Here is a 26,311-nt window from a genome sequence, read left to right as displayed (position 1 = left end):
GTTGAGGACCCACTCGGTGGGAACGGCCCCACCCAGTGATCGGATCAAGCGCCTGATACCCGCGTCCGGGCTGGCGGGCACGGCGCTCGGTCGGACTCGACTCCCGGGCGCCGTCCTCGTGTCCGCTCAGACCTCTCGGCCGTGCCACTCCGCGGCAAGGATCCCGTACGTGTAGCCGTCGACCCACCCGAGCTCGTCGTGCCACGAGTCCTGGACGCCGTGCTGCTCGCGCCGCATGCCCACCTTCTCCATCACGCGCCACGAGGCCGCGTTCGCGGCGAAGCAGCCGGCCGTGACACGGTGCAGGCCCAGCTCGGCGAACGCGACCTCGAGCAGACCGCGCGCGATCGCGGTGGCGACGCCGCGGCCCGCGTACGACGGGTCGACCAGGTAGCCGAGCGACCCCTCCGCGCCGCGCCAGACGTCGCCCTGCGACTGCCCCATCCCGTCGCTCACGGACAGCGAGCCCGTCCCGACGACGACGCCGTCCAGGTCGGCGACGGCGCCGTGGTCGGTCGGGTCGTCCACGGACGCGAGCCACGACGCGCGGAACCGGTCCGGGTCCACCTGCGTCCGCAGCAGCCAGCGGGTCACGTCCGGCCGGTTGCGCCAGCCGAGCACCTGGTCCAGGTCCGCGGACGTGGGCGGGCGCAGCACGATCGGGCCGGACCGCCGCGGCCATGTCACCTCAGGGGTCGTCATGGTGCACGTCTACCAGGCCGGACGCCGGCGGCCCTACCGAATATCGCCCGGAGGACGCCGGAGGCCGGGCGCCCGGCAGACCCGTTTTGCGAGGAGTGCGGCCGAACCGTGGGACGACGTGACCCGGGTCACCAGCGAGGTCTAGACTCCCGACGGCGAGGCCCCGCGGGCCCGTCGTCCCCGGCCACGACGTGTCGTGCCGGCGGACCGCACCAGAGACGATGCGCACCGGAGGTAAGCGTGCCAGAGAACGAGACCACCGCCCCCAGCCTCGAGAACCTGCTGCACGAGACGCGAGCGTTCCCGCCGAGCCCCGCGTTCGCGGCGGCGGCGAACGCCCAGCCGTCCCTGTACGAGGAGGCGAAGGCCGACCGGCTCGGGTTCTGGGCCGACCAGGCGCGGGAGCTCGTCACCTGGTCGACGCCGTTCACCCAGACGCTCGACTGGTCCGGGGCGCCGGTGGCGAGGTGGTTCGCCGACGGCAAGCTCAACGCCGCGTACAACGCGGTGGACCGGCACGTCGAGGCCGGGCGGGGCGACCGCGTCGCCCTCCACTTCGAGGGCGAGCCGGGCGACACCCGCACCGTCACGTACGCCGACCTGCAGGCCGAGGTGTCCCGCGCCGCCAACGCGCTCACCGCCCTCGGCGTCGGCAAGGGCGACCGTGTCGTCGTCTACCTGCCGATGCTCGTCGAGTCGGTCGTCGCGATGCTCGCCTGCGCCCGCATCGGCGCCCCGCACTCCGTGGTCTTCGGCGGCTTCTCCGCCGACGCGCTGCGCAGCCGCATCGCCGACGCCGAGGCGAAGGTGGTCATCACGGCCGACGGCGGCTTCCGTCGCGGCGCCCCGTCCGCCCTCAAGCCCGCCGTCGACGAGGCGCTCGCGCCCAAGGACGGCGAGCCCGCCACCACCGTCCAGCACGTGCTCGTCGTGCGCCGCACCGAGCAGGACGTCGAGTGGACCGACGGCCGCGACGTCTGGTGGCACGACGCCCTGGAGCAGGCCGACCCGGTCCACGAGCCGGTCGAGGTGGACGCGGAGCACCCGCTGTTCATCCTGTACACGTCGGGCACCACGGGGAAGCCGAAGGGCATCCTGCACACCACGGGCGGCTACCTGACGCAGGCGGCGTACACCCACAGGAACGTCTTCGACCTCAAGGCCGAGAGCGACGTCTACTGGTGCACCGCCGACATCGGCTGGGTCACGGGGCACACGTACGTCGTGTACGGCCCGTTGACCAACGGCGCCACCCAGGTGATCTACGAGGGCACCCCGGACACCCCGCACCGCGGCCGCTGGTGGGAGCTCGTCGAGAAGTACAAGGTCTCGATCCTGTACACCGCGCCCACCGCCATCCGCACCTGCATGAAGTGGGGCGAGGACATCCCCGGCGGCTTCGACCTGTCGAGCCTGCGCGTGCTCGGCTCGGTGGGCGAGCCCATCAACCCCGAGGCCTGGATGTGGTACCGCCGCGTCATCGGCGGCGACACCGCGCCCATCGTCGACACCTGGTGGCAGACCGAGACGGGCGCCATCATGATCAGCCCGCTGCCCGGAGTCACCGCGACGAAGCCCGGCTCGGCGCAGGTCGCGCTGCCCGGCGTCGTGGCCGACGTCGTGGACGACGAGGCGCACTCCGTGCCGGACGGCGGCGGCGGGTACCTGGTGCTGTCGGAGCCGTGGCCGTCCATGCTGCGCGGCATCTGGGGCGACCTGCAGCGCTTCAAGGACACCTACTGGTCCCGGTTCGAGGGCCTCTACTTCGCCGGCGACGGCGCGAAGAAGGACGAGGACGGCGACATCTGGCTGCTGGGCCGCGTGGACGACGTCATGAACGTCTCCGGCCACCGCCTGTCCACCACGGAGATCGAGTCCGCCCTCGTCTCGCACGACGTCGTGGCCGAGGCCGCCGTCGTGGGCGCCAACGACGAGACCACCGGCCAGGCCGTGGTCGCGTTCGTCATCCTGCGCGGCGAGCACGCCGACCGCGGCGCGACCCCCGAGGGCGCGGCCGAGGTGCAGGAGGAGCTGCGCGCGCACGTCGCCAAGGAGATCGGCCCGATCGCCAAGCCGCGCCGGATCCTCGTCGTCCCGGAGCTGCCCAAGACCCGGTCCGGCAAGATCATGCGCCGCCTGCTGCGCGACGTCGCCGAGAACCGCACCGTCGGCGACGCGACCACCCTCGCCGACTCGTCGGTGATGGACCTCATCGCTGCGGGCCTCTCGTCGGCCAAGCCCGGCTCGGAGGACTGACTCCCCCAGCGCACGACGCGGCGGCCGGGACCTTCGGGTCCCGGCCGCCGCGTCGTTCCCCGACCGGGTCAGAGACCGGACGCCGTCCCCTCGCTCGACGTCCCGCTGCCGTCCTGCTGCCCGGGCAGCCGACCGCCGGGGAACGAGCCCCGGTCGTCGGGCTGGAAGCTGCCGGGCCCTGCGTCGCGCCCGCCCCAGGTGGCCGCGCCCGCGCCCACCAGGGCGCCGAGCAGCAGCGCGATCCCGGCGACGACCGCCACGACCGGTGTCGTCCACAGGCGGCGCGAGCGCGCCGGAAGGTGCTGCTGCCCCGCCGGGAACCCGCGCGGGTCGGCCGGCGGCGGCGCGTACTGCTGCGCCCCGTATCCGGGGCCGGGGTACCCCGGCTGCGGGGACACCGGCCCGGGAGCCGGCGCCGGGCCGGGTCCGGGGCCGGCGGGGGACGGGGTGCGGGTGTCCTGGCTCATCGCTGTCTCCTCGAGGATGCGTGCCGGTCGGGACGACAGGACACCAGGCTTCCCCGGGACCGACCTGTGGCCGGCCTGGGACGACGCTGGCACGGACGTCGACCCGGTCCCCGACTCCGATCCTCGCCCCCCGATCCCCGCCCCCGACGGGACCGACCCGGCGAACCTCGGCGACAATGGGCCCGTGCCCCTGACGCCCTCGCTCTCCTTCGGCCCCCTCGACCCCGCCGCGCAGGACGCCGTGCGCGCGCTCGCCACGGCGGCGGAGCAGCACGACGGCGTCGCGCCGCTGTCGGAGCAGCCGCTGCTGCGGCTGGGCACCGACGCGGACTGGCTGACCCACGTCGTCGCGCAGGACGGCGACGGCGCGACGGTCGGCTACGCCCAGGTCGACCGCGGCGGCGACGACGCGAGCGCGGAGCTGGTCGTGCACCCGGACCACCGCCGCGCGGGCGTGGGCAGCGTGCTGCTGCGCACGGCGGAGCGCGACGCGCGCCTGCCGATGTTCTCGGGCGCGCCGGGCCAGCGCGGCAAGCCGCTGCGCGTGTGGGCGCACGGGGACCTCCCGGCGGCGCGGGGGCTCGCGGCCGCGCGCGGCTACGAGGTCGCCCGTGAGCTGCTGGTGCTGGCCCGCACGCTCGGCCCCGAGGACGCCGCCCGCGACCTGCCCGACCTGCCGGGACTCACGTGGCGCACGGTGCGCCCGGGGGCCGACGACGAGGCGTGGGTGCGCCTGAACGCGCGCGCCTTCGCGGACCACCCCGAGCAGGGGCGACTCACCGTCGACGACCTGCACGACCGCCAGCGCGAGCCGTGGTTCGACCCCGAGGGCTTCTTCCTCGTCGAGGACGCTGGCGCGCCCGACGCCGCCCCGCTCGGGTTCCTGTGGACCAAGGTGGAGACCGGCCCGCTCGACGACGGAGGCGGCACGGGCGAGGGCCGCACCGGCGAGATCTATGCCGTCGGCGTCTCCCCCGACGCGCAGGGCCATGGCCTGGGCCGCGCGCTCACCGCCGTCGGGCTGCGTCACCTGGCCCGCGTCGGCTGCGACCGCGCCGTGCTGTACGTGGACGGCGACAACGCGGCCGCGCTGGCCACGTACGCGGGAGCGGGCTTCGAGCGGGCGGCGGCGGACGTCCAGTACGCGCGCCCCGCCGCCCCGGACGCGGCGTAGCCCACCCGCCCGGCCCGGCGCCCGGCCCGCCGGACCTTCCCCGAGCAGCCACGATGCGGACGCCCGGTCCCTGCGGCACCCGCTGGACACCCGCCGTTCACTCCACGGTGTCAGGATGGGGGGCATGACAGCGTCGCGCCCCCGACCGCCCCGGACCCGCGACGGTCGGGGCCGGTACTCCCCCACCTCGTCGGACGCCGCCGTCGCGGCCGCCGAGGTGACGGACAGCCGCCCGCGGGCCACCGCCGTCGCGCCGTCGCGCCCGATGGACCCGCAGCTCGCCGCCCACATCGCCGAGCACATCGCGGAGGAGCCCGAGGCCGACGGGGCCGCCCGGGCGACGGCGGTCGAGCCCCTGCCCGACGACCGGTTCGCCGAGCGCGAGCTGAGCTGGCTGGCGTTCAACGAGCGGGTGCTGGAGCTCGCGGAGGACACGGCGCTGCCGCTGCTGGAGCGCGCGCGGTTCCTCGCGATCTTCGCGTCCAACCTGGACGAGTTCTTCATGGTGCGGGTGGCGGGCCTGAAGCGCCGCATCGCCACCGGTATCGCGGTCACCGCGGCGTCGGGCATGAGCCCCCGCCAGGTGCTGGAGGCCATCGGCGACGCGTCCCACCAGCTGATGGAGCGGCACGCGGAGGTGTTCCGTTCCGACGTGCAGCCCGCGCTCGACGCCGAGGGCATCACGATCGTGCACTGGGACGAGCTGGAGGTGCGCGAGCAGGAGCGCCTGCACAAGTTCTTCCGCAAGCAGATCTTCCCGGTGCTGACGCCGCTGGCGGTGGACCCGGCGCACCCGTTCCCCTACATCTCGGGGCTGTCGCTCAACCTGGCCGTCGTCGTCGCGAACCCGCTGACGGGCAAGGAGCACTTCGCGCGGGTCAAGGTGCCGCCGCTCCTGCCGCGCTTCATCGCCGTCGACGACCGCGGGCGCCCGTCCGCGCCGACGCCCACCCAGGGCGGCGGCACGCAGACGTCGTTCGTGCCGCTGGAGGAGGTCATCGCCCAGCACCTCGACCACCTCTTCCCGGGGATGGAGGTGCGCGAGAGCCACACGTTCCGCGTCACGCGCAACGAGGACGTGGAGGTCGAGGAGGACGACGCCGAGAACCTCCTGCAGGCGATGGAGAAGGAGCTGCTGCGCCGCCGGTTCGGTCCGCCCGTGCGGCTGGAGCTGGCGCTCGGGATCTCGCCGCGCATCCGCGAGCTGCTGGTCCGCGAGCTCGGGGTGGCGGACGAGGAGGTGTACGAGCTGCCCGCGCCGCTCGACCTCACCGGCCTCAACGTCATCGCCGACATCGAGCGCTCGTCGCTGCACTACCCGCCGTTCGTCCCCACGACGCACCGTCAGCTCGCGGAGGTGGAGTCCGCGACGCCGCGGGACGTCTTCGCCGCGATCCGCGAGCGAGACGTCCTGCTGCACCACCCGTACGACTCGTTCTCCACGTCCGTGCAGACGTTCCTCGAGCAGGCCGCGGCCGACCCGGCGGTGCTGGCGATCAAGCAGACGCTGTACCGCACGTCGGGCGACTCCCCCATCGTCGACGCCCTGATCGACGCCGCCGAGGCGGGCAAGCAGGTGCTGGCGCTGGTCGAGATCAAGGCGCGGTTCGACGAGCAGGCCAACATCTCCTGGGCGCGCAAGCTCGAGGAGGCGGGCGTGCACGTGGTGTACGGGATCGTCGGCCTCAAGACGCACAGCAAGCTGTCCCTCGTCGTGCGCCAGGAGGCCGACGGGCTGCGGCGCTACTGCCACATCGGCACGGGCAACTACCACCCGAAGACGGCCCGGATGTACACGGACCACGGCCTGCTCACGTGCGACCGCGACGTCGGCCAGGACCTCACGCGCCTGTTCAACCAGCTCTCCGGGTACGCGCCGCAGTCGCGCTTCCACCGGCTGCTGGTGGCGCCGCGCACGGTGCGCTCCGGCCTCATCGAGCGCATCGAGCGCGAGGCGGCGTCCGCCCGCGCCGGGCACGAGGCGTGGGTGCGGATCAAGGTGAACTCCGCGGTGGACGAGGCGACGATCGACGCGCTCTACCGCGCCTCGCAGGCCGGCGTGCACGTCGACCTGGTGGTGCGCGGCATCTGCGCGCTGCGTCCCGGCGTGCCGGGCCTGAGCGAGAACGTCCGCGTCCGGTCGATCCTGGGCCGCTTCCTGGAGCACTCGCGCATCTACGCGTTCGCGAACTCCGCGGGCCCGGCGATCGGCGAGGGCCCGGAGTCCGGCCCCGAGGTGTACATCGGCTCGGCGGACCTCATGCACCGCAACCTCGACCGCCGCGTCGAGGCGCTGGTGCGGATCACGGACGAGGGCCAGGTCGCGGAGCTGCTGGAGCTCATGGACCGCTCGATGTCGGACCTCACGTCGACGTGGCACCTGCAGCCCGACGACACCTGGGTGCGGCACAGCGTCGGCCCCGACGGCGAGCCGCTGGAGGACCTGCAGGCGAGCCTCGTCGACCGCCACCGTCGCCGGCCCGAGAGGACCCGGTGAGGGCGGCGGGGGTGCGCCGGTCGGCGGGCGTGGCGGCGTCGCCGCTCGTGAACAGGCTGGGGGCCACGTCGGTGGAGCACGCTCCCGTCATCGAGTCGGCGGGCGCCCTCGTGTGGCGCGAGCGGGAGGGGCGGCTGCAGGTGCAGCTCGTGCACCGGCCCCGCTACGACGACTGGTCGTGGCCCAAGGGCAAGCTCGAGCCGGGCGAGGCGCTCAACACCGCCGCGGCGCGCGAGGTCGCGGAGGAGACGGGAAAGCCGGTGGTGCTCGGGGTGCCGCTGCCAGGCCTGCAGTACCTGACCCCCGAGGGCCGGGTGAAGCGGGTGCACTACTGGGCGGCCCGGCGGGCGTCGCGCGCCGACGACGGGGCGGCGCTGACGGCCCGCTACCCGGTGCAGCCGCCGACGCGGGACGAGGTGGACCGCAAGGCGTGGCTCGACGTCGACGCGGCGGCGGCACGGCTGACCCGCGAGGCCGACCGCGGCCCGCTCGAGGCGCTCGTCCAGGCGCACGCGCAGGGCCGGCTCGCCACCCACGCCGTCGTCATCGTGCGGCACGGCAAGGCGCTGGCGCGCGGGGGCTGGCACGGCCCCGAGCAGGACCGCCCGCTGACCCCGACCGGCCACGCCCAGGGCGCCGCGCTCGTGCCGGTGCTCGCGGCGTACGGGGTGACGTCGGTGGTCTCGAGCCGCTGGGAGCGCTGCGCGGCGACGATCGAGCCCTACGTCCGCGGGTCGCACGCCCGGCCGGAGCTGAGCGAGCAGCTCGGCGAGGCGGAGCACGAGCGGTCCCCGGCCCGCGTCGCGGCGACCGTGCGCGACCTGCTCGAGTCCGGCCGGTCGTCGGTGCTGTGCACGCACCGGCCGGTGCTGCCGACGGTGCTGGACGTGCTCGGCCAGCACTCGCGCCGCGCCGTGGCGAACGTGCTGCCCTCCCGCGACCCGTTCCTGGAGCCCGGCGACCTGCTCGTGGCGCACGTCGCCGTCACCGGCAAGGGGCCGCGCGTCGTCGCCGTCGAGAAGGTCACGCCCCCCGTGTACTGACGACCGGGCGACCGGCCGGCCGGTCGCCCGGCGTCAGCCCAGCACGGGGTGCAAGAGCAGGGTCGTCAGTGCCGCGACGAGGGCGGCGGCGGGGATGGTGAGCACCCAGGCGACGCCGATGTTCTTGGCCACGCCCCAGCGCACCGCGGACAGCCGGCGCGTGGCGCCGACGCCCATGATCGCCGAGGTGATCGTGTGCGTCGTCGAGACGGGGGCGTGCAGGATGAACGCGTTGGCGTACAGCACCAGGGCCGACACGGACTCGGCGACGAAGCCGCGGGCCGGGTCGAGCTCGATGATGCGCCGGCCCAGCGTGCGCATGATGCGCCAGCCGCCGGAGGCCGTGCCGAGGGAGATCGCGGTGGCCGCGGCGAGCTTGACCCACAGCGGGATGCCCCCGTCGGGGTCCGCCCAGCCGACCGTGAGCAGCGCCATGAAGATGACGCCCATGGTCTTCTGCGCGTCCTGCAGGCCGTGGCCGAGGGCCATCGCGGCTGCCGACGCGGTCTGCGCCAGGCGGAACCGGCGGGTGACGCGCGACGGGGCCGCGTTCCGGAAGATCCACAGCACCGCGACCATGACGAAGTAGGCGCCGACGAAGCCGATGAGGGGCGAGAAGACCATCGGCAGCACGACCTTGTCGACGATCGCCTGCCCGTAGATCGGCAGGCCCGCCGCGAGCCCGGCGCCCACGAGGCCGCCGATGAGCGAGTGCGTGGACGACGAGGGCAGCCCGAACCACCAGGTGATGAGGTTCCACACGATGGCGCCCACGAGCGCGCACAGGACCACGGTGAGGGCCGTGTGGTTGCTGGCGTCCTGCAGGTCGACGATCGACGTCGCGATGGTCTCGGCGACCTCGGTGCCCAGCAGCGCGCCGACGAAGTTCATGACCGCGGCCATGAGCAGGGCGACGCGCGGCGTGAGCGCGCGGGTCGAGACCGAGGTGGCGATCGCGTTGGCCGCGTCGTGGAAGCCGTTGGTGTAGTCGAAGCCGAGCGCGAGCGCGACGACGAGGACGACCAGCGCCACCTCCACGGTCAGGACTCCTTGAGGGCGATGGTCTCGACCATGTTCGCGACCCGCTCGAAGGCGTCGGCGCCCTCCTCGAGCATGTCGACGATCTCCTTGAGCTTGATGAGCAGCACCGGGTCGGTGGTGTCGTCGAAGAGCTGTGCGATGAGCTCGCGGTGCAGCTTGTCGCCCTGGTTCTCCAGCCGGTTGATCTCGACCCAGTAGTCGGAGAGCTGGTCCATGGAGCGCAGGCGGGGCATGGCCTCGGCGGTGAGCTCGGCGCAGCGCTGCAGCACCTGCACCTGCTCCGACACGCGCAGCGGCAGCTCGTCGACCTTGTACAGGACGATGAGGTCGCCGGCCTCCTCCATGGCGTCCATGCAGTCGTCGAGCGCGGACGCCAGGCCGTAGATGTCGTCCCGGTCGAACGGGGTGACGAACGTCTGGTTCAGCCGTCGCATGATCGAGTGCGTGGCGTCGTCGGCGATGTGCTCGGCCTCGTTGAGCCGACGGACGATCCCTTCCCGCTCCTGCCGTGACGCCCCGAGCAGCTCCGCCAGGAGCGAGGCCCCCGTGACGTTGTGCTGCGCGAGCGTCGCCAGCATGTCGAAATAGGTCGTGTCGCGCGGTGTCAGGCGCAGGCGCACGTGTGGCTCCCGGATCGAGGACGCTGAGACTCTCACAGACTAGAGGTGGCCATCCTGGCGCGACCAGTTGAACGCGCGCTGAACGATTCCACCTACTGGCTGCAGGAAGCTCGGGTGAGGTGCGACGCCGGACCGGGAGCGCCTCTCGGCGCGTGGCCGCTCGAAGCGGCTGAAGATGGAGCCCGGGGCTACCGCGGCCCGACGTCGCGCGAACATCGTAAGCCCCGCCGTCCCCGCCCTCCGAACACGCAGGTCACACCCCCGAAGGATCAGCCGAGCGTGCCCGCCCGCCAGGACGACGCGGCCCGCTCCAGCTCCTCCGCGGTCCGCACGAGGTCGGCGGCCCCTCGGGTCATCCGCGTGGCGCCGTCGGGGTCGGCCACCTCGCGCGCGTCGGCGTCGAAGGCCGCGCCCGTCGCGAGGATCCGGCAGAACGAGGCGGCGCGTTCGAGCGCCACGGCCAGGTCGCCGGCGAAGACGCCCGACAGGACGTCGTCCGCGAGCGCCCGCAGGTCGTCGGGCGCGGGCGGGCGCGGCACTCCCGCCACGACCTCGTGCACGGGCGCCACGTCGACGCCCAGCCGGTAGCGCAGCCCGACGGTGCGCGGGTCACGACGCACCCACTCGCGCAGCACGTACAGCCGCCACAGCGCGCCGGGCAGGGACGCGGGCGCCGCCTCGGACCACAGGGCGGCGACGACGTCGAGCCCCTCCCGCTCGACGAGGCGCACGAGGCGGTCCACGACGACCGGGTCCTCGGCGGCGCGCGCCCGGTGCACGACGGCGCGGGCGGTGGTGTGGGCGACCTCGTCCCGCAGCGCCGGGTCGAGGTCGCCCGGGATCTGCTCCGCGGTCTGGGGGTCGAGCATGGCGGGTCGGCGGTGCCTGCGCGGCTCGGGTGCGTCGTTCACCGGTCCAGTCTCACCCCGCGCCGGCCCGGGTCGCGTCCCACCTGCTCAGCGCGCCGACAGAGCGACCCCGACCTAGCATCGAGAGAAAGTTCTGCCGAGCGAACCGAGGACGATCATGACGAGCCCAGCACCTGGTTCCGCGGCGCACAGCGCCCATCGCAAGGCCACGGCACTCGCCTTCGCGGCGGCCGTCGGTGGCTTCCTCTTCGGCTTCGACTCGTCGGTGATCAACGGCGCCGTCGACGCGATCCAGGGGCAGTTCGGCCTCAACTCCACCGTGACGGGCCTGGTCGTGGCGATCGCCCTGCTCGGCTGCGCGCTGGGCGCCTGGTCGGGCGGCAAGCTGGCCGACCGGTGGGGCCGCACGCACGTCATGGTGCTGGGCGCCGTGCTGTTCTTCGTGTCGTCGATCCTGTCGGCGATCGCGTGGAGCGCGTGGGACCTGGCGGTCTGGCGCTTCATGGCCGGCGTCGGCATCGGTATCGCCTCGGTGATCGCGCCCGCGTACATCGCGGAGATCGCGCCGGCCGTCATGCGCGGGCGCCTCGGCTCGCTGCAGCAGCTCGCGATCACGGTCGGTATCTTCGCGGCCCTCCTGTCGGACCAGATCCTGGCGACGGCGGCGGGCAGCGCGGCGAACGAGCTGTGGTTCGGCTGGGAGGCGTGGCGCTGGATGTTCCTCGTCGCGGTCGTCCCCGCGGCGGTGTACGGGATCCTCGCGATGCGGATGCCGGAGTCGCCACGCTATCTGGTGACGAAGGACCGGGACGACGAGGCACGTGCGGTCCTCGCGTCGGTGCTCGGCCCGGACGAGCATCCCGACGACCGGATCTCGGAGATCCGCCGGTCGATCGCCACCGACGAGAAGAACGCGGAGCTCGGCTCCCTCAAGGGCGACCGTTTCGGGCTGAAGCCGATCGTCTGGGTCGGCATCGTCATGGCGATCTTCCAGCAGTTCGTCGGGATCAACGTGATCTTCTACTACTCGACGACGCTGTGGCAGTCGGTGGGCTTCGACGAGTCGCAGGCCTTCCTGGTCTCGACGATCACGTCGGTGACCAACGTCGCGGTCACGTTCATCGCCATCGCCCTCATCGACAAGGTGGGGCGGCGCCCGCTGCTCCTCATCGGCTCGGCGGGCATGGCGGTGTCGCTGGGCCTGATGGCGCTGGCGTTCACGCAGTCGACCGGCAGCGGCGACTCCCTCACCCTCGGGGCCCCCTGGAACGGCATGGCGCTGGTGGCGGCGAACGCGTTCGTCGTGTTCTTCGGCGCCACCTGGGGCCCGCTGATGTGGGTCCTGCTGGGCGAGATGTTCCCCAACCGCATCCGCGCCGCCGCGCTGGGCGTGGGCGCGGCAGCGAACTGGATCGCGAACTTCGCGATCACGCTGACGTTCCCGCCGATGCTCGCGTCGTTCGGGCCGTCGATCCCCTATCTGATGTACGCCGTCTTCGCGGTGCTGTCGTTCTTCTTCGTCCTGGGCAAGATCCCCGAGACGAAGGGCGTCGAGCTCGAGGACATGGCGGGCGAGGCGTACAAGCGCGCCTGAGCCCAGGCCTGACGGCACGACACCGACGGCGGCCCGTCGCGTCCCCCCGGACGCGGCGGGCCGCCGTCGTCCCCCGGCTCCGACGCTCCGACCTGGACACTTGCTTGCTGCAAGCACTGCGCGTATGTTTGCACTCTGCAATCAGTCGGCCCGTCGGGCCGCACCGCTCCGGCCCCTCGGCCCCGAGCACCCCTCGTTCCTCTCACAAAGGCCCTGCCATGCCTGTTGCCCGCACCGCGGCCCGCGAGCTCGTGGAGACGCTCGAAGAGCTCTCCCGCGCCCAGCGCGAGGCCGCCATGCGCGTGGCGCGCGACCTGGACCTCCCCCGCGCCGGGCTCGGCGCGCTGCACATGCTCACGCGGTGCGGGCGCGTCCAGCTCACCGACGTCGCCGCCAAGCTCCGCGTCGACGTCTCCGTCGCGAGCCGCCAGGTCAGCGCCCTCGTCGACGCCGGCCTCGTCCTCCGCACGGTGGACGACGACGACCGGCGCGTGCGCTACCTCGCCCTGACGGACGCCGGCCGCGAGTTCGCGGAGGCGTCCTTCCGCCGCATCGACGACCTCGTCTCCGAGGCCTTCTCCGACTGGTCGGACGAAGACCTCGCCGAGGCCACCTCCCGGATCCGCAGCGTCGCGGCCGCCCTCACCACGACCCACGACCGCGCCCAGGCGCAGGAGGAGATCCCCGCCCGATGAGTCAGTCCCCCAGCCCGGTGCCCGCAGCGCCGGACCTGTCCGCCCCGCCGGCCCCCGCGATGAGCCGCCGCGAGGTGCTCGAGGCCCTCTCGGGCATCCTCCTCGGCGTCTTCGTGTCCCTCCTCGGGTCGACGATCGTCTCGACGTCGCTGCCCAAGATCGTGAGCGAGCTCGGCGGCTCCCAGCACTCCTACACGTGGGTCGTCACGGCCATGCTGCTGACGATGACGATCTCGACCCCCCTGTGGGGCAAGCTCGCCGACCTCACGAACCGCAAGAGCCTCATGCAGATCGCCCTGGCGATCACGGTCGTCTCGGCCGCCGCGGCCGGCTTCTCGCAGAACATCGAGATGCTCATCGGCTTCCGCGCCCTGCAGGGCATCGGCGCCGGCGGCCTCACCGCCCTCGCGACGGTCCTCATGGCCGACATCATCAGCCCGCGCGAGCGCGGCAAGTACATGGGCCTCATGGGTGGCGTCATGGCGGTCGGCCAGATCGGCGGCCCGCTGCTCGGCGGCGTGCTCACCGACTCGTTCGGCTGGCGCTGGTGCTTCTTCGTCGCCGTCCCGTTCGCCATCGTGGCCTTCGTCGTCCTGCAGAAGACGCTGCACCTGCCCACGCGCGACCAGCGCGCCGTGAAGATCGACTACGCGGGCGCCGTGCTCATCGCCGTCGCCGTCGCGCTGCTGCTGCTGTGGGTCACCTTCGCGGGCGACCAGTTCGAGTGGGCCTCCTGGCAGACCGCCGCCATGGTCGGCGGCGCCGTCGTGGCGCTCGTCGCCGCCGGCTTCGTGGAGCGCGCCGCGGCGGAGCCGATCATCCCGCTGCACCTGTTCAAGAACCGCACGTTCGTGCTCGCCGTGATCGCGTCCGCCTCCGTCGGCGTCGCCATGTTCGGCACCGCCGTGTTCCTCAGCCAGTACTTCCAGCTGGCCCGCGGCAAGACGCCCACCGAGTCCGGCCTGCTCACCATCCCGATGGTGGTCGGCACGATGCTCGCCGGCATCGTCCTGGGCCGCATCATCTCCAAGACCGGCCGGTACAAGGCGATCATGGTGGGCGGCGCCGTCCTGCTGACCGCCTCCCTGTACGGCCTGTCGACCATCGAGGTGGACACGAGCTTCGTGCTCATCTCGGTGTTCCTGCTCGGCCTGGGCCTGTCGGTCGGCGCGCTGATGCAGAACCTTGTGCTGGCCACGCAGAACACGCTCGACGTGCACGAGATGGGCGCCGGCACCTCCGGCGTCGCGTTCTTCCGCTCCCTCGGCGGCGCGATCGGCGTCTCGGCCCTGGGCGCGGTGATGGCCTCGCACATCAAGTCGGACCTGGTGACCGGTCTCGCGAAGCTCGGCATCCCTGCCGACGCCATGGGTGCCGGCTCGGGCGCGGTGCCCGACCTGGCCGCGCTGCCGGTCCCGGTGCAGTCCGTCGTCGAGAGCGCCTACTCGGACGGCATCACGACGATCTTCCTGTACGCCGTGCCGATGGCGGTCATCTCGCTGATCGCCGTGCTGTTCATGAAGGAGATCCCGCTGGGCCAGCGCTCCGGCATCGAGCAGGTGCTCGACGAGGAGAAGGACGCCCCCGAGGCCGTCACGGAGCCGGCGGCGCCCGTCGCCGAGCGGGCCTGACACCTGCGAAACACCCGGACGGGGCCGATTTCACCCGCTGCGGCCCCGTCCGGGCGCAACTTCCCCCGGTGGCGACGTTCCCGTTTGCCTCGGCGAAGCCTCATGATGGGCGCATGCACGACGTAGCCGCACCGTCACCGCCAGACCCGGCCACCGACCCGTTCGGTGCTCTCGAACGAGAGATCCGGGTGCTGATCCGTCGCGCCCAGTCGTCCGCGGCCCAGACCGCCCGGCGGGTGCATCCCGAGCTCGAGGCGTCGGCGTACCCGATCCTCGCGCACATCGACTCCCATCCTGGGATCCGTGGCTCCGACCTCGCCGCCCACTTCGGCGTCGGGCGGGCCACGGTCTCTCGACAGCTGAGCCGGCTCGTGGACCTCGGCCTCGTGCACCGCGAGGTCGACCCCGAGGACACCCGCGGCCAGCGCATCACCCTGACCGCCGACGGCGCACAGCGGTTCGCCCGTGCACGCGACCGTCGCATCGAGATGTACAAGGACGCGTTCGGCGACTGGGACGAGGCCGACGTCTCACAGCTCGCCACGCTGCTGCACCGCTACTCGGAGGACTTCGTCCGCTGGCGGGACGCACGCTCCTGACGCTGCCACCGCCGGCGGCGGGGCAGACGAACGGCGAGGACCCGGACCGGGTCCTCGCCGTTTCTCGTCCCCGCGGCCGCCGTCAGACGACGAGCCGCGCACGCAGCGCGTCGAGCGTGGCTGCGTCGCCGCCGTGCGCCAGGAACCAGCCCTGCGCGCCGCCGTCGTGCTCGGCGAGCCGGTCCAGCACCGCCTCGATGGCCCACCCCGGGGCGGTCACGAGCTCCGGGGGCAGCTTCGCCAGCAGGTGGGCGTCCGGGACCGCGAGGTTGGCCGTCACCGCCGCGCGCACCATCACGTCGCGCATGTGGGGCCCGGTGCGCTCGTAGTCCGCGACGATCGCCTCCCGGTCGACGTCGAGCAGCGCCAGCACCAGCGCGACCGTGACCCCCGTGCGGTCCTTGCCCGCCGTGCAGTGCACGAGGACGGGCTCGTCGCCCGTGGCGATCAGCCGCACCGCCTCGACCAGGTGGCCGGCGCCGGGCTCGTCGAGCATCGACACGTAGAGGTCGCCCAGGGCGGGGACCACCACGGGCCCGCCGGACGCCGCCACCGCCGTGCCGTTCAGCACCGGCAGGGGCACGACGCGCGCGACGGACGACAGCGGGTGCGCCTCCCCGTTCTCCCCGGGGTCGCGCAGGTCGAGCACGGTGCGCGGGGGCCAGGCGACGCCCTCGGGGGCGCGGTCGCCGGACCGCGGCGCGTCGGAACGCAGCAGCGCCCCGGGCCGGAGGCCCGGGGCGGCGGTCGCGACGTCGCGCAGGTTGACCAGGTGGTCGGGGACGGACGACGCGGCGGAGACGGCGGCGAGCGCTGCGTCGAGGCCGAGGTCGGCGTCGGTCGGGGACGCGGCGGGCACGGGCTCGGTCACCTGCTCGACCCTAGACCCGACCCACCAGGTGCGCTGCGGCGGGGACCGTGGCCCGTCCTCGTCGCGAGGACGGGGCCACGGTCACACCCACGACGGCCGGACGATCAGCCCTCGGCTGCCTCGAACGTCAGGCTCAGCGAGTTCATGCAGAACCGGTCGCCGGTGGGCGTCTGCGGCGCGTCGTCGAAGACGTGCCCCAGGTGCGAGCCGCAGCGCGCGCAGCGCACCTCGGTGCGGACCATGCCGTGCGACCGGTCCTCCAGCAGCTCCACGCTCTCGCCGGCGAGCGGCGTGTAGAACGACGGCCAGCCGCAGTGCGAGTCGAACTTGGTCTCGCTGCGGAAGAGCTCGTGGCCGCAGGCACGACAGCGGTACACGCCGACGCGCTTCTCGTCGAGCAGCTCACCGGTCCAGGGCCGCTCGGTGCCCGCCTGCCGCAGGACGGCGAACTCCTGGGGGGAGAGCTCCACCTGCCACTGCTCGTCGGACTTGGTGACTTCGTACGTCATCTGACACCTCCGTCGTCGTCAACCCGGGCCGTGCCGTCGGTGTTCCGCCCGGGCCGTCAGGCCTGCGGCGCGGAGCCGCCGTGGCCCCGGCCGCGGCCGCCGCGACGACGGCGACGGGCCGGGGCGGAGCCGTCCGCTCGGACGGCCGACGGAGCGCCCCCGGACGCACCGTGGGACTGCGAGCGCTGGCCGCGCCCGCCCTGCGCCTGACCACCCTGCGCCTGACCCGCCTGGGACCGGCCGCCCTGGGCCGAGCCACCCTGCGGGCGTCCGCCGCGGGACTGACCGCCCTGGCCGCCCTGCGCGGGACGGCCGGAGCCCTTGCGGCGCTGCGGCGCGGGCGCCGCCGGAGCGGGCGGCGCCACGTACGGCGCGACCTCGCCCACGAGGGCGGTGACGGTGGCGTCGCCCGGCGCGACCTGCTGCGGGCGGGCGGTGATCTTCGCCTTGCGCGTGAGGTCGCGGACGTCGCCGCGCTGCTCGGGGAGCATCACGGTGACGACGTCGCCGACGGAGCCCGCGCGGGCCGTCCGACCGGAGCGGTGCAGGTACGCCTTGTGCTCCGCCGGCGGGTCCACGTGCACGACGAGCTCGACGTCGTCGACGTGGATCCCGCGCGCCGCGATGTCGGTGGCGACCAGCACCTTGACGTCGCCGGACGAGAACGCCGCGAGGTTCCGCTCGCGCGCGCCCTGACCGAGGTTGCCGTGCAGGTCGACGGCGGGCACGCCCGCACCGGTGAGCTGCTTGGCGAGCTTCTTCGCCTGGTGCTTCGTCCGGGTGAACAGGACGCGGCGGCCGGTGCCCGACGCGAGCGCGTGCACCACGTCCTTCTTCGCGTCGGCGTCCGCGACGGCGAGGATGTGGTGGGTCATCTGGGGCGGCGGGGCGGCGGCCTCGTCGACCGAGTGCGTCACCGGGTTCTTGAGGTAGCGCTTGACCAGCACGTCGACGCCGTTGTCGAGCGTCGCGGAGAACAGCAGGCGCTGGCCACGCACCGGGGTGCGGTCCATGATCCGCTTCACGCCGGGCAGGAAGCCCAGGTCGGCCATGTGGTCCGCCTCGTCGAGCACGGTGATCTCGACCTCGTCGAGGCTGAGGTGCTTCTGGCCGAGCAGGTCCTCGAGCCGGCCGGGGCAGGCGATGAGGACGTCGACGCCCGCGTTCAGGGCGGTCACCTGACGGGACTGGGCGACGCCGCCGAAGACGGTGGTCGTCACGAGGCCGAGAGCCTTCGCCAGCGGCTCCATCGTGGCGTTGATCTGGTTGGCGAGCTCACGCGTCGGGCACAGCACGAGAGCGCGCGGGCGCCCCGGACGACGGCGGGGGCGGCCGGCGGCCACGGCCTGCGCGGCCGACGTCGCGAGCCGCGTCACGACGGGCAGCGAGAACGCCAGGGTCTTGCCCGACCCGGTGCGGCCCCGGCCGAGCACGTCGGTGCCGGCGAGCGTGTCGTTCAGCGACGCCGTCTGGATGGGGAACGGGGTGGTGATGCCCTGCTCCGTGAGCTCACGGACGACAGGGGTGGGCAGGCCGAAGTCGGCAAAAGTAGTCAAGAAGAAGGGCCTCTCGGGCTGGGACGTCGAAGACGTCGAGGGTCGGGGTCCGCCGCACGCAATCCGGGGGGATCTCCACGACGCGGGGCGCGCGGACGCGCAGCCACCACCAGCATTGTCGCACGTCCCGCCGTGGGCTCCTCGGTGGTCGCCCAGCCGGGCGTGGTGGAATGACCGGCGTGGACGACTTCCTCGCCGGCGTCACCGACGTGCTGACGCAGATCTGGACGGCCACCACCACGCCGGTGCCGCCCCCGCCCCAGGCCGTGGTGCTGTCGGCCGGGCTGGTCGCGCTCGCCGTCGTGCTCGTCACCCCCGTGTGGCGGGTGGCACGGCACGTCGTGACGATCGCGCACGAGGGCGCGCACGCCGTGGCCGCGATGGTCACCGGGCGGCGGCTGGACGCGATCCGCCTGCACTCCGACACGTCGGGGCTGACGGTCTCCGCCGGGCGCCCCCGCGGCTTCGGCATGATCGTCACGGCGTTCGCCGGCTACGTGGGGCCGGGCCTCACCGGGCTGGGCGCCGCGTGGCTGCTCCGGCACGGCTACGCCGTCGGGCTGCTGTGGCTGCTGGTGCTGCTGCTCGCCCTCCTGCTGCTGAAGATCCGCAACTGGTTCGGGCTCTGGTCGATCCTCGTGAGCGGCGCCGCGCTCGTCGCGGTCTCGTGGTGGCTCGACGCGGCCACGCAGGCCGCCGTCGCGTACGCCGTGACATGGTTCCTGCTGCTCGGCTCCGTGCGCCCGGTCCTGGAGCTGCAGGCCCAGCGCACCCGCGGCCGCGCCCGCCGGTCGGACGCCGACCAGCTCGCGGCGCTCACCCACACCACCGGGATCCTGTGGGTGGTGGTCTTCCTGCTCGTCACCGTGGGCTGCCTGCTGCTCGGCGCGACCTGGATCGTCGAGCCCGCGACCTGACCGTCACATCCGCGCGTACCGCGCACGGGCGAACGAGTACACGCCGTAGGCGGCGATCCCCACGCCCGTGACGATCAGCAGCGCGGTGCCGAAGGGCTGGTCGCGGATGGTCCGGAGCGCGTCGTCGAGGCCGCCCGCCTTCTGCGGGTCCGCGGTGACGGCGGCCGCCACGAACAGCCCGCCGACGACGGCGAGGGCGACGCCCTTGGCCGCGTAGCCCACCTGCCCCAGCCGCACCACGGCCTGACCGACCGCCCCGCCGCCGGTCCCCCGCAGGTCGTCGAGGAACGTCCGGCGCCATCCCTTCACGACGTGGAACACGCCCACGCCGACGACGACGGCGCCGACCGCCGCGACGAGCCAGCGCCCTGCGGGGGCGGCCAGCAGGTCCGCGGTGACGCCCTCCTCGGAGCTCCCGCCGCCCGACGCCCCGGTCGCGACGCCGACCGCCGTGCCCGCCAGCACCCCGTAGAGCACCGCCTTGGCGCCGGCCTTGACCCGCGAGCCGACCTGCTTCGCCGTGTCGGCCCCGGGGACGCCCACCAGCGCCTCGGTGAGCTGCCACAGCGCGAGCGCGGCGAAGCCCGCCGCCGTGAGCCACAGGAGCAGGGCGCCGCCGGGCGCCGCCGCGAGCTCCTTCAGGGCCCCCTGCTGGTCGGCGCTCCCGCCCGACGAGCCGAGCGCGAGCCGGACGGCGAGCCAGCCCAGCAGCAGGTGCAGCACCCCCGAGGCGACGTAGCCGCCGCGGGCGAGGCCTCGCAGGACGGGGCTGCGGTTCGCCCTCCGCGGGGCGTCTGCGGGGGACATGGACGGGGTCGACGGCACGGGTGGTCACCTTCCTCCGCGCCGCACGGGGTCGCGGCGCGGGTCACACCATGGCGCACCGGGGTGCCCGCGCGCCATCCGGCCGGGGCGACCGGGCGCGGACGCACGACGGCCGGGCACGAGGTCGTCCCTCGTGCCCGGCCGTCGTCGTCGGACGGTGTCGCCTCGCCGTCACCCGACGGGTCGGAGGTCCCGTCCCGGGGTCACGCCTGCGGCGTGAGCACGAATCCCGGGCCCTGAGCCGCCGGGTCGGTGTCGAGCGTGAGGGTGTCGAGGGCCGGTGCGGCCTCCGCCTCGACGAAGACGTGCGTGCCGCCCTCCTCGTCGACCACCTGGTCGTCGGGCTGCGGCGCGGGGACGAGCGCGAGCTCGAAGTTGCCGGGCTGTCCGGCAGACTGCGCGATCCTCAGGCCACCCTCGTCGGGCACCCCCGCCTGCTGGGCGAGGTCCTCGACGGCGGTACGGGCGTTGTCGGTCACGGTGAGCATGGGAGCTCCTCTCGTCGGTCCTGGCGAACCCGTCCACCGAAACAGGGTCGGGGTGCTCGGCGCAACGCTGAGACGCGATCGGGACGAGATCTCCCGATGGGTGAGACCTGGCGTGACAGGCCCGTCGTGCGATGGATAGGTTGCCCTCCGTGACCTGATCGTGACCTTCCGGGCGGCGCCGCCACGACCTCCGCACGGCCGGCGGCACGACCCGCAGCCGCTCCCGCGTACGCTGTCCGCAGCCGGCGACCGACCCTCGGGCGGACGGCGGCGGGCCTCTAGCTCAATCGGCAGAGCAGCGGACTTTTAATCCGCGGGTTGTGGGTTCGATCCCCACGGGGCCCACCCGACAGCACCGTCCGAAGGAGCACCGTGCCCGCCCAGGACCTCGTCGTCGTCGCCCACCGCGGCGCCTCCGCCGACGCCCCGCAGAACACGCTCGCCGCGTTCGCCGCGGCCGACGACGCCGGGGCGCGGATGATCGAGATCGACGTGCACCTCAGCGCCGACGGCGTCCCGGTCGTGATCCACGACGGCACCGTCGACGCCACGACCGACGGCGCCGGCGAGGTGGGCGGCCACACCGTGGCCGAGCTGCAGGCGTTCGACGCGGGCTCCTGGTTCGGACCCGAGTTCGCCGGGCAGCGCATCCCGACCCTGGCGGAGGTGCTCGACCTGGTCGCGGCGCGGCCGGGTCTCGACGTCCTCTGCGAGTACAAGGGAGCCTGGACGGCCGAGGACGTGGCCGTGACGATGCGCGTGGTCGCCGGGTCCGGGCTGACGGGCCGCCTGATGGTGCAGGGTTTCGACCCCACGACGGTCGCCGCCCTGCGGGACGTCGCGCCGCAGGTGCCCCGGTCGCTGCTCCTCGAGCACCCCCGTGCCGACCTGGCGGAGCTCCTCGACGAGCTCGGCGCGGCCGCCGTCAGCCCGGGCGCGGCGCTCCTCGCGGAGGACCCGGCGCTCGTACCCGCCGCCCACGCCGCCGGACGCCAGGTCTTCGGGTGGACCGCCAACGACGAGGCCACGTGGGAGGCGCTGCTGGACGCCGGCGTCGACGGCATCATCACCGACCGCCCCGCTGCGCTGCGCGGCTGGCTCGACGCGGCGGCGGTCCCGACCTCCCGCTGACGCCCCGCCGCGCACCCGGTGCGGCTCAGCGGCGCGGTGCGTGCAGCCAGCCGGTGAGCCGGCCGGTGACCCACGGCAGCACCCAGAGCGACATGATCGGGGTGAGCACGAGGGTCGACACGAGCACCCGCGGCACCACGTGCAGGTCCGCGAAGGACGGCACGAGCCAGCCCATCAGCGCGGTGAACGCGAGGTTGACCGGGAAGAAGCCCAACCAGATGGCCACGGACTGCTTCCAGCGCGGCGGGGCCGCGAGGAGCGGCGGGCCGGCGGGCTCGTCCTGGCGCACGGGCGGGTCGAACCACCCTTCGATCCCGGTCCGCTTCTCCACCCGGCGCTCCTCGACCAGCCCCTCCCCGGCGGCGAGCCAGCGACGCCGCTCGTCCGACCCCTCCCAGGCGTCGAGCCGCGTCGCGTCGGCGAAGCGGTAGAGCATGATCCAGTCGGCCGCGCCCTCGGAGGCGCGGATCCAGCCGGAGCCGAGGAAGCCGTCCCACCGGTTGGCGAGGCGGACGCCGGACTGCACCCACGCGGTGACCTCGGGGACACGGTCGGGGCTGACGGCGCGGTGGACCGCGACGGTCACGGGTGCGGAGCTCATCGGAGCATCCTGAGGCGTGCCGCCCGACGACGAGCGCGGCGGGTGTCCGGGCGGGACGCCCCGTCCCAGCATCCGGATCGCTCCCACGGCAGAGTGCCGATCGCCCCGGGATGTCCGGGTCTTCACATCGCGTCCGCCCGGTCCGCACGGGACTTCTGTTGATTGGTCAACCAAATCGCCCGGGGCACCCCACGGCGGCCCCCACGATGGGATGAGCCCCGAACCAAGGACCACACCACGTGACCCAGCATGCCCTGCAGGACGACGCGCCCGCGCCCACGCAGCACCCCCGGCGCCGCGACATCCACCACCCCGACCGTCCCCGACGCGCCGACAACGCCCGACGCACCGCCACCACCGACGCCCCCCACAGGCGGCGTCGGGCGGTGCGCGCCGGCGTGCCCGTCGCGCTCGCCGTCGTGGCCCTGTCCACCGGCGTGGCCACCGGCCTGACCCAGGCGTCCGGCGAGACCCGCACCGCGGCGTCGACCACGCCCGCGGCGAGCTCCGTGGGCCGCATCGGCACCGGCGCCTTCGGCACCGAGCCCGTCAGCGGCGCCGCGGCCATCACGCACCCCACCCTGACCGGGGCGTCCGCCGCGACGGCCGGCGCCGTCGACGCGACCACGGCGTCCCGGGCCGCCGACGAGGCGGCCCCCGAGCGCTCGAAGGCGCCCTCCGGCGGCGACGACGCGCTGTCCGCCGCCCAGGCGGCACTGACCCGCGCCGACCAGCTGACGACCGACACGCGGGGCGTCCCCCGCGCCGAGCGCCGCTCCGTGGCCAAGAGCGCGAAGCACCTGCGCGCCCTCGTCACGGACCGGTCCGACGCCGAGGCGGCGTCGCGCGCCGGCGAGCGGACCTCGCTCGAGGTCCGCGACAAGGACGCGGCGGACGTCGCCGAGGCGACGGAGGCGCTCACCGACCTGCTCGACGACACCGACGCGAGCGCCGTCAGCATCGAGCCCGCGCCGGCGACGCCCGCCGAGATCCTCCACGCCCAGGCCGCGTCGGCCCGCAAGGCGGCCCCCACCCTCAAGAAGCACGCGGACGACACCGACGGGTACGAGAACGGGCGCATCCCGTCCGCCGACCTCGCCGAGCTGTCGTTCGCGAAGGGCGAGACGCTCCGCGCCGACGCCGCCGAGCAGCTCGAGCGGCTCGACGTCGCGTACCGGGCCCGCTTCGGCACGCACCTGGAGATCCGCGACTCCTACCGCTCCTACGAGTCGCAGGTGTCGGTCAAGGCGAGTCGCGGCTACTTCGCCGCGGTGCCCGGGTACTCGGACCACGGCTGGGGCATCGCCGTCGACCTCAACGGCGGAGTGCAGGAGTACTCCAGCGCGCAGCACCAGTGGCTGGTCGCGAACGCCGGGAAGTTCGGCTGGCACAACCCCGCCTGGGCCCAGGCCGACGGCCGCAAGCCCGAGGCGTGGCACTGGGAGTACAGCCCCCTCTGACCGGGCCTGCCACGGGCGGACACCGACCGGACCCACGGCGCGCCCCGGCGCGCCGTGGGTCCGGTCGTGTCCGCTCAGCCCCAGCCGAGGGCGTGCAGCCGCTCGTCGTCGATCCCGAAGTGGTGCGCGATCTCGTGCACCACGGTGATCGCGACCTCCTCCACCACGTCCTCGCGCGTGTCGCAGATGGCGAGGGTGGGGTTCCGGTAGACGGTGATGCGGTCCGGCAGCGATCCGGCTGCCCAGTGCAGGTCGCGCTCGGTGAGCGGCACGCCCTCGTACAGCCCCAGGAGCTCCGGGTCGTCGGCGGGGGCGTCGTCCTCGACCAGGACGACCACGTTGTCCATCATGGCCGCCAGGTCGGCCGGCACCTGGTCGAGGCCGTCCCGGACCGCGTCCTCGAACTCCTCGCGCGTCATCTCCACCACGGTCCCATCCTCGCCCACGGCGCGGGCGGGCCAGGTCCGGTGCCTGGGTATGCTTGCCGGGTCCAGCCCCCATCGTCTAGCGGCCTAGGACCCCGCCCTTTCACGGCGGTAGCACGGGTTCGAATCCCGTTGGGGGTACGTCAGCGGGACACCGGCCACGCCGGTAGCCCGCGAAACAGGGCGTTCTTGCTGGTCAGCGGACGATTTCAAGATCCCGCCGACCATGGGGTACGCTTCTTCTCGGCTCGAAACGAGCTTCCAGGCGCGGAGATTTCTCCTCGCCATGGCCCTGTAGCGCAGTTGGTTAGCGCGCCGCCCTGTCACGGCGGAGGTCGCGGGTTCAAGTCCCGTCAGGGTCGCGCATGATGCGCCCGGTTCGTCGGAAACGGCGCCCGGGCGTTCGTGTCCAGGCTCTGTAGCTCAGTTGGTAGAGCGTTCGACTGAAAATCGAAAGGTCACCGGATCGACGCCGGTCGGAGCCACCACCGAAACCCCCGCGCCCCACGGCGCGGGGGTTTCGTCGTTCCGGCGGACGCCGGGAACCGCAAGGCTCACCCCCCTCGATCCGGCCGGTCGAATTGCCTGGACCAGCAGGGACGGGTTGAGTGGGACCGCACGGACGATCACCTCACGCAGGATCGGAGCAGTCGATGACGGACTGGGACGACGGACGCACGCCGCCCGCCGAGCAGCCGCCCTCCATGGGGCGGCTCGTGGAGCAGCTGTCGGAACAGGCCACGCGGCTCGTGCGCGCCGAGGTGGCGCTCGCCAAGGCCGAGATGGCAGAGAAGGCCAAGCGGTCCGGGATCGGGATCGGCCTCATCGTGGCCGCCCTCGTCATCGTGCTGTACGCGGTGGGCGTCCTCATCTGGGCGGGGATCACCGGCCTCGCCACCGCGTGGCCGCTGTGGCTCTCGGCCCTGACGGTCGGCGTCGCCATGCTGCTCGTGGCGGGCATCGCCGTGGCGATCGCCGTCGGCCAGCTCAAGAAGGCCGCGCGCCGGCCCGAGACGATCGACCGCGTGAAGGAAGACGTGGAGACGCTGAAGAAGGGGGTGCGCCGGTGACCGAGTCCACGACGCCCGAGAACAGGACCCCGGCGCCCACCACCCGGGAGCTCGAGGACGAGGTCGCCCGCACCCGCGCGGAGCTGACCGAGACCCTCGACCAGCTCGCGACCCGCCTGTCCCCCGCCTACCAGGCGAACCAGCTCGCGAAGGCCACCAAGCAGGCGGCGTCCGACGCCGGCGCGTTCGTGACCGGTGGCGGGCTTCCTGACGGCGCGCCCCGCCGTCGGCGCAACGCGCAGGTGCTGCTCGGGGCGGCCGCTGCGGGCCTGGCGCTGGTCGTGATCGTCGTCGTCCGCGCCCGGCGCCGCTGAGCGGTCCCCTCCGGCCGGCTCCCCGGCCGTCCCTACTTGTCCGGCGTCGCCTCCTCGGAGGCGGCGCCGAGCAGCGCGCGCACCTCCGACTCCTTGTAGCGACGGTGCCCACCGAGGGTGCGGATCGACGAGAGCTTCCCCGCCTTCGCCCAGCGGGTCACGGTCTTCGGATCGACGCGGAAGAGGCTGGCCACCTCGGCAGGCGTCAGCAGAACCTCGGAGTCTCCGTGGAGCGACATCCCCTGCACCTCCTGGTGCGCGACCGGCCCGGGCGGCGCCCGGTGTGCGGACACGGTCTCGCTCATCCATTGTGTGCAGAAAGCGGGATTGAGGCGACTTGGGAGCTGGATGAAATCGCCCGGATCGTCCAGTCCTGGCCCGAGATGTGCGTTCCGTCCCGTTCTGGAGGCCGTGACGCCCCGCGACGGACCGGAAGGTGCACCGATCGGTCTCGTGACCTGAGACACCATCTGCGCGAGATCACCCGCTCCGACGTCGACTGATGCGAACGGCACGTGTCGCGGAGTGGAGGGAATGGCGCGCGAGCATGTACCGTTGGGATCTGAACAGACTACTTACGCACGGGGCCGCCGTCACGGACGGCGCAAGCCCCGCTCCTACGTTGAGGGGGTCTCAGCCATGGGCCGCGGCCGTCAGAAGGCAAAGCAGACTAAGGTCGCTCGCGAGCTGAAGTACTACAGCCCCGAGACGAACTACCACGCGCTCGAGCAGGAGCTCAGGAGCAGCGAGGGAAGTCGCACGGATGTCGCCACGGAGGACCGTTCCTCCCCCGACGACGACGAGTACGACAACCGATACAACGCCTGGAACGACGAGCGCTGAGTCGTCAGCGTCAGGCTCCCGCCTCGACGGGAATCTGCGTCGCACGAAACGAAGGGCCGGACGGCAGCTGCCGTCCGGCCCTTCGTCCGTGCGGGGGAGGCCGGACCTCCCCC

At 73.6% G+C, this 26,311-nt stretch carries 27 protein-coding genes and 4 tRNA genes; 18 read left to right on the top strand and 13 right to left on the bottom strand.

The features are described from left to right. Positions 1-126: 126 nt before the first annotated feature. Positions 127-702 (bottom strand): GNAT family N-acetyltransferase, encoded by a 576-nt coding sequence (locus ACFU9A_RS05320; protein WP_430574213.1) that lies wholly within the window; start codon positions 700-702, stop codon positions 127-129. Between the two features lie 240 nt (positions 703-942). On the opposite strand from ACFU9A_RS05320, the gene acs reads away from it, so the two are divergent. Next, entirely contained in the window at positions 943-2,958 is a 2,016-nt protein-coding gene (acs, locus tag ACFU9A_RS05315; protein WP_430574212.1) for an acetate--CoA ligase, read from the top strand. Positions 2,959-3,026: 68 nt separating this feature from the next. Here acs and ACFU9A_RS05310 read toward each other — a convergent pair whose 3' ends face one another. Continuing rightward, on the bottom strand, positions 3,027-3,425 hold the full coding sequence (locus tag ACFU9A_RS05310) for a hypothetical protein (RefSeq protein ID WP_430574211.1): 399 nt from the start codon (positions 3,423-3,425) through the stop codon (positions 3,027-3,029). Positions 3,426-3,609: 184 nt separating this feature from the next. Between ACFU9A_RS05310 and mshD the strand changes: the two genes are divergently transcribed. From mshD to ACFU9A_RS05295, 3 genes are all read left to right on the top strand, one after another. Next, on the top strand, positions 3,610-4,599 hold the full coding sequence (gene mshD, locus ACFU9A_RS05305; protein WP_430574210.1) for a mycothiol synthase: 990 nt from the start codon (positions 3,610-3,612) through the stop codon (positions 4,597-4,599). A gap of 115 nt (positions 4,600-4,714) precedes the next feature. After that, complete coding sequence (locus ACFU9A_RS05300) at positions 4,715-7,096, top strand: RNA degradosome polyphosphate kinase (RefSeq protein WP_430574209.1); 2,382 nt, start codon at positions 4,715-4,717, stop codon at positions 7,094-7,096. 71 nt (positions 7,097-7,167) lie between these two features. After that, positions 7,168-8,139 carry an NUDIX domain-containing protein gene (locus tag ACFU9A_RS05295; RefSeq protein ID WP_430574208.1) on the top strand — a complete coding sequence of 324 codons (972 nt, stop codon included), beginning with the start codon at positions 7,168-7,170 and terminating at the stop codon, positions 8,137-8,139. A gap of 33 nt (positions 8,140-8,172) precedes the next feature. Here the strand turns inward: ACFU9A_RS05295 and ACFU9A_RS05290 are convergent, their stop codons facing one another. The 3 genes from ACFU9A_RS05290 to ACFU9A_RS05280 all read right to left on the bottom strand — a co-directional run bounded on the left by ACFU9A_RS05290 (position 8,173) and on the right by ACFU9A_RS05280 (position 10,669). After that, positions 8,173-9,177, bottom strand: coding sequence for an anion permease (locus tag ACFU9A_RS05290; protein WP_430574207.1), 1,005 nt, complete (start codon positions 9,175-9,177; stop codon positions 8,173-8,175). Between the two features lie 2 nt (positions 9,178-9,179). Then, complete coding sequence (locus ACFU9A_RS05285; protein WP_430552112.1) at positions 9,180-9,800, bottom strand: DUF47 domain-containing protein; 621 nt, start codon at positions 9,798-9,800, stop codon at positions 9,180-9,182. Between the two features lie 269 nt (positions 9,801-10,069). Beyond that, positions 10,070-10,669: a hypothetical protein gene (locus ACFU9A_RS05280; protein WP_430575343.1), complete on the bottom strand. Its 600-nt coding sequence runs from the start codon at positions 10,667-10,669 to the stop codon at positions 10,070-10,072. A gap of 157 nt (positions 10,670-10,826) precedes the next feature. On the opposite strand from ACFU9A_RS05280, the gene ACFU9A_RS05275 reads away from it, so the two are divergent. The 4 genes from ACFU9A_RS05275 to ACFU9A_RS05260 all read left to right on the top strand — a co-directional run bounded on the left by ACFU9A_RS05275 (position 10,827) and on the right by ACFU9A_RS05260 (position 15,188). Then, positions 10,827-12,263 carry a sugar porter family MFS transporter gene (locus ACFU9A_RS05275; RefSeq protein WP_430574206.1) on the top strand — a complete coding sequence of 479 codons (1,437 nt, stop codon included), beginning with the start codon at positions 10,827-10,829 and terminating at the stop codon, positions 12,261-12,263. Between the two features lie 218 nt (positions 12,264-12,481). Next, positions 12,482-12,958, top strand: a complete 477-nt coding sequence (locus ACFU9A_RS05270; protein WP_430574205.1) for a MarR family winged helix-turn-helix transcriptional regulator — start codon at positions 12,482-12,484, stop codon at positions 12,956-12,958. Further along, positions 12,955-14,589 carry an MDR family MFS transporter gene (locus ACFU9A_RS05265; RefSeq protein WP_430574204.1) on the top strand — a complete coding sequence of 545 codons (1,635 nt, stop codon included), beginning with the start codon at positions 12,955-12,957 and terminating at the stop codon, positions 14,587-14,589. The genes ACFU9A_RS05270 and ACFU9A_RS05265 overlap by 4 nt, the downstream gene beginning before the upstream one ends. Before the next feature lie 113 nt (positions 14,590-14,702). Continuing rightward, positions 14,703-15,188, top strand: coding sequence for a MarR family winged helix-turn-helix transcriptional regulator (locus ACFU9A_RS05260; protein WP_430574203.1), 486 nt, complete (start codon positions 14,703-14,705; stop codon positions 15,186-15,188). 82 nt (positions 15,189-15,270) lie between these two features. On the opposite strand, the gene ACFU9A_RS05255 is transcribed toward ACFU9A_RS05260, so the two are convergent. From ACFU9A_RS05255 to ACFU9A_RS05245, 3 genes are all read right to left on the bottom strand, one after another. Next, on the bottom strand, positions 15,271-16,059 hold the full coding sequence (locus ACFU9A_RS05255; RefSeq protein WP_430574202.1) for a tyrosine-protein phosphatase: 789 nt from the start codon (positions 16,057-16,059) through the stop codon (positions 15,271-15,273). Between the two features lie 104 nt (positions 16,060-16,163). Next, positions 16,164-16,568, bottom strand: coding sequence for a peptide-methionine (R)-S-oxide reductase MsrB (gene msrB, locus ACFU9A_RS05250; RefSeq protein WP_430574201.1), 405 nt, complete (start codon positions 16,566-16,568; stop codon positions 16,164-16,166). A 56-nt stretch (positions 16,569-16,624) separates the two neighbouring features. Next, on the bottom strand, positions 16,625-18,124 hold the full coding sequence (locus ACFU9A_RS05245; protein WP_430574200.1) for a DEAD/DEAH box helicase: 1,500 nt from the start codon (positions 18,122-18,124) through the stop codon (positions 16,625-16,627). Positions 18,125-18,294: 170 nt separating this feature from the next. Here ACFU9A_RS05245 and ACFU9A_RS05240 point away from each other — a divergent pair, with 170 nt between their 5' ends. Continuing rightward, positions 18,295-19,041, top strand: a complete 747-nt coding sequence (locus ACFU9A_RS05240) for a M50 family metallopeptidase (RefSeq protein WP_430574199.1) — start codon at positions 18,295-18,297, stop codon at positions 19,039-19,041. A gap of 3 nt (positions 19,042-19,044) precedes the next feature. On the opposite strand, the gene ACFU9A_RS05235 is transcribed toward ACFU9A_RS05240, so the two are convergent. Then, positions 19,045-19,866, bottom strand: a complete 822-nt coding sequence (locus tag ACFU9A_RS05235; protein ID WP_430574198.1) for a DUF1206 domain-containing protein — start codon at positions 19,864-19,866, stop codon at positions 19,045-19,047. A 203-nt stretch (positions 19,867-20,069) separates the two neighbouring features. Beyond that, positions 20,070-20,354: an iron-sulfur cluster biosynthesis family protein gene (locus tag ACFU9A_RS05230; protein ID WP_380245280.1), complete on the bottom strand. Its 285-nt coding sequence runs from the start codon at positions 20,352-20,354 to the stop codon at positions 20,070-20,072. 272 nt (positions 20,355-20,626) lie between these two features. Between ACFU9A_RS05230 and ACFU9A_RS05225 the strand changes: the two genes are divergently transcribed. After that, a tRNA-Lys gene (locus tag ACFU9A_RS05225) sits at positions 20,627-20,699 on the top strand. 27 nt (positions 20,700-20,726) lie between these two features. Further along, positions 20,727-21,485, top strand: a complete 759-nt coding sequence (locus ACFU9A_RS05220; protein WP_430574197.1) for a glycerophosphodiester phosphodiesterase — start codon at positions 20,727-20,729, stop codon at positions 21,483-21,485. A gap of 25 nt (positions 21,486-21,510) precedes the next feature. On the opposite strand, the gene ACFU9A_RS05215 is transcribed toward ACFU9A_RS05220, so the two are convergent. After that, entirely contained in the window at positions 21,511-22,086 is a 576-nt protein-coding gene (locus tag ACFU9A_RS05215) for an antibiotic biosynthesis monooxygenase (protein ID WP_430574196.1), read from the bottom strand. 239 nt (positions 22,087-22,325) lie between these two features. Between ACFU9A_RS05215 and ACFU9A_RS05210 the strand changes: the two genes are divergently transcribed. Then, complete coding sequence (locus ACFU9A_RS05210; protein WP_430574195.1) at positions 22,326-23,546, top strand: D-alanyl-D-alanine carboxypeptidase family protein; 1,221 nt, start codon at positions 22,326-22,328, stop codon at positions 23,544-23,546. Positions 23,547-23,620: 74 nt separating this feature from the next. Here the strand turns inward: ACFU9A_RS05210 and ACFU9A_RS05205 are convergent, their stop codons facing one another. Next, positions 23,621-23,965 carry a metallopeptidase family protein gene (locus ACFU9A_RS05205; protein ID WP_430575342.1) on the bottom strand — a complete coding sequence of 115 codons (345 nt, stop codon included), beginning with the start codon at positions 23,963-23,965 and terminating at the stop codon, positions 23,621-23,623. Positions 23,966-24,039: 74 nt separating this feature from the next. Between ACFU9A_RS05205 and ACFU9A_RS05200 the strand changes: the two genes are divergently transcribed. The 5 genes from ACFU9A_RS05200 (at position 24,040) to ACFU9A_RS05180 (ending at position 25,355) form a co-directional block, all read left to right on the top strand. After that, positions 24,040-24,112: transfer RNA gene (locus tag ACFU9A_RS05200), tRNA-Glu, on the top strand. 147 nt (positions 24,113-24,259) lie between these two features. Further along, positions 24,260-24,333 (top strand) — tRNA-Asp (locus ACFU9A_RS05195). 50 nt (positions 24,334-24,383) lie between these two features. Further along, positions 24,384-24,459: transfer RNA gene (locus tag ACFU9A_RS05190), tRNA-Phe, on the top strand. A gap of 165 nt (positions 24,460-24,624) precedes the next feature. Next, positions 24,625-25,041: a phage holin family protein gene (locus tag ACFU9A_RS05185; RefSeq protein ID WP_430574194.1), complete on the top strand. Its 417-nt coding sequence runs from the start codon at positions 24,625-24,627 to the stop codon at positions 25,039-25,041. Beyond that, positions 25,038-25,355 (top strand): DUF3618 domain-containing protein, encoded by a 318-nt coding sequence (locus tag ACFU9A_RS05180; RefSeq protein ID WP_430574193.1) that lies wholly within the window; start codon positions 25,038-25,040, stop codon positions 25,353-25,355. Before ACFU9A_RS05185 ends, ACFU9A_RS05180 begins: the two co-directional genes overlap by 4 nt. Positions 25,356-25,387: 32 nt before the next feature. Here the strand turns inward: ACFU9A_RS05180 and ACFU9A_RS05175 are convergent, their stop codons facing one another. Continuing rightward, entirely contained in the window at positions 25,388-25,594 is a 207-nt protein-coding gene (locus ACFU9A_RS05175) for a BldC family transcriptional regulator (protein ID WP_079575713.1), read from the bottom strand. Positions 25,595-25,994: 400 nt separating this feature from the next. On the opposite strand from ACFU9A_RS05175, the gene ACFU9A_RS05170 reads away from it, so the two are divergent. Then, positions 25,995-26,198 (top strand): DUF3073 domain-containing protein, encoded by a 204-nt coding sequence (locus ACFU9A_RS05170; protein WP_430574192.1) that lies wholly within the window; start codon positions 25,995-25,997, stop codon positions 26,196-26,198. Positions 26,199-26,311 lie beyond the last annotated feature (113 nt).

It is taken from the genome of Isoptericola sp. NPDC057653, from assembly GCF_042799955.1.
In the GTDB taxonomy this organism is placed as follows: Bacteria; Actinomycetota; Actinomycetes; order Actinomycetales; family Cellulomonadaceae; genus Isoptericola.
The sequence above is the reverse complement of the archived record's forward strand: the minus strand, read 5'-3'. Positions and strand labels throughout refer to the sequence as shown.

Excerpts from the sequence above, each read along its gene's own strand:
- ACFU9A_RS05320 (WP_430574213.1), bottom strand. The coding sequence starts at position 702 with ATGACGACCCCTGAGGTGACATGGCCGCGGCGGTCCGGCCCGATCGTG.
- ACFU9A_RS05310 (WP_430574211.1), bottom strand. The coding sequence starts at position 3,425 with ATGAGCCAGGACACCCGCACCCCGTCCCCCGCCGGCCCCGGACCCGGC.
- ACFU9A_RS05300 (WP_430574209.1), top strand. The coding sequence starts at position 4,715 with ATGGGGGGCATGACAGCGTCGCGCCCCCGACCGCCCCGGACCCGCGAC.
- ACFU9A_RS05280 (WP_430575343.1), bottom strand. The coding sequence starts at position 10,669 with ATGCTCGACCCCCAGACCGCGGAGCAGATCCCGGGCGACCTCGACCCG.
- ACFU9A_RS05275 (WP_430574206.1), top strand. The coding sequence starts at position 10,827 with ATGACGAGCCCAGCACCTGGTTCCGCGGCGCACAGCGCCCATCGCAAG.
- ACFU9A_RS05270 (WP_430574205.1), top strand. The coding sequence starts at position 12,482 with ATGCCTGTTGCCCGCACCGCGGCCCGCGAGCTCGTGGAGACGCTCGAA.
- ACFU9A_RS05265 (WP_430574204.1), top strand. The coding sequence starts at position 12,955 with ATGAGTCAGTCCCCCAGCCCGGTGCCCGCAGCGCCGGACCTGTCCGCC.
- ACFU9A_RS05260 (WP_430574203.1), top strand. The coding sequence starts at position 14,703 with ATGCACGACGTAGCCGCACCGTCACCGCCAGACCCGGCCACCGACCCG.
- msrB (WP_430574201.1), bottom strand. The coding sequence starts at position 16,568 with ATGACGTACGAAGTCACCAAGTCCGACGAGCAGTGGCAGGTGGAGCTC.
- ACFU9A_RS05240 (WP_430574199.1), top strand. The coding sequence starts at position 18,295 with ATGACCGGCGTGGACGACTTCCTCGCCGGCGTCACCGACGTGCTGACG.
- ACFU9A_RS05230 (WP_380245280.1), bottom strand. The coding sequence starts at position 20,354 with ATGCTCACCGTGACCGACAACGCCCGTACCGCCGTCGAGGACCTCGCC.
- ACFU9A_RS05215 (WP_430574196.1), bottom strand. The coding sequence starts at position 22,086 with ATGAGCTCCGCACCCGTGACCGTCGCGGTCCACCGCGCCGTCAGCCCC.
- ACFU9A_RS05205 (WP_430575342.1), bottom strand. The coding sequence starts at position 23,965 with ATGACGCGCGAGGAGTTCGAGGACGCGGTCCGGGACGGCCTCGACCAG.
- ACFU9A_RS05185 (WP_430574194.1), top strand. The coding sequence starts at position 24,625 with ATGACGGACTGGGACGACGGACGCACGCCGCCCGCCGAGCAGCCGCCC.
- ACFU9A_RS05175 (WP_079575713.1), bottom strand. The coding sequence starts at position 25,594 with ATGTCGCTCCACGGAGACTCCGAGGTTCTGCTGACGCCTGCCGAGGTG.
- ACFU9A_RS05170 (WP_430574192.1), top strand. The coding sequence starts at position 25,995 with ATGGGCCGCGGCCGTCAGAAGGCAAAGCAGACTAAGGTCGCTCGCGAG.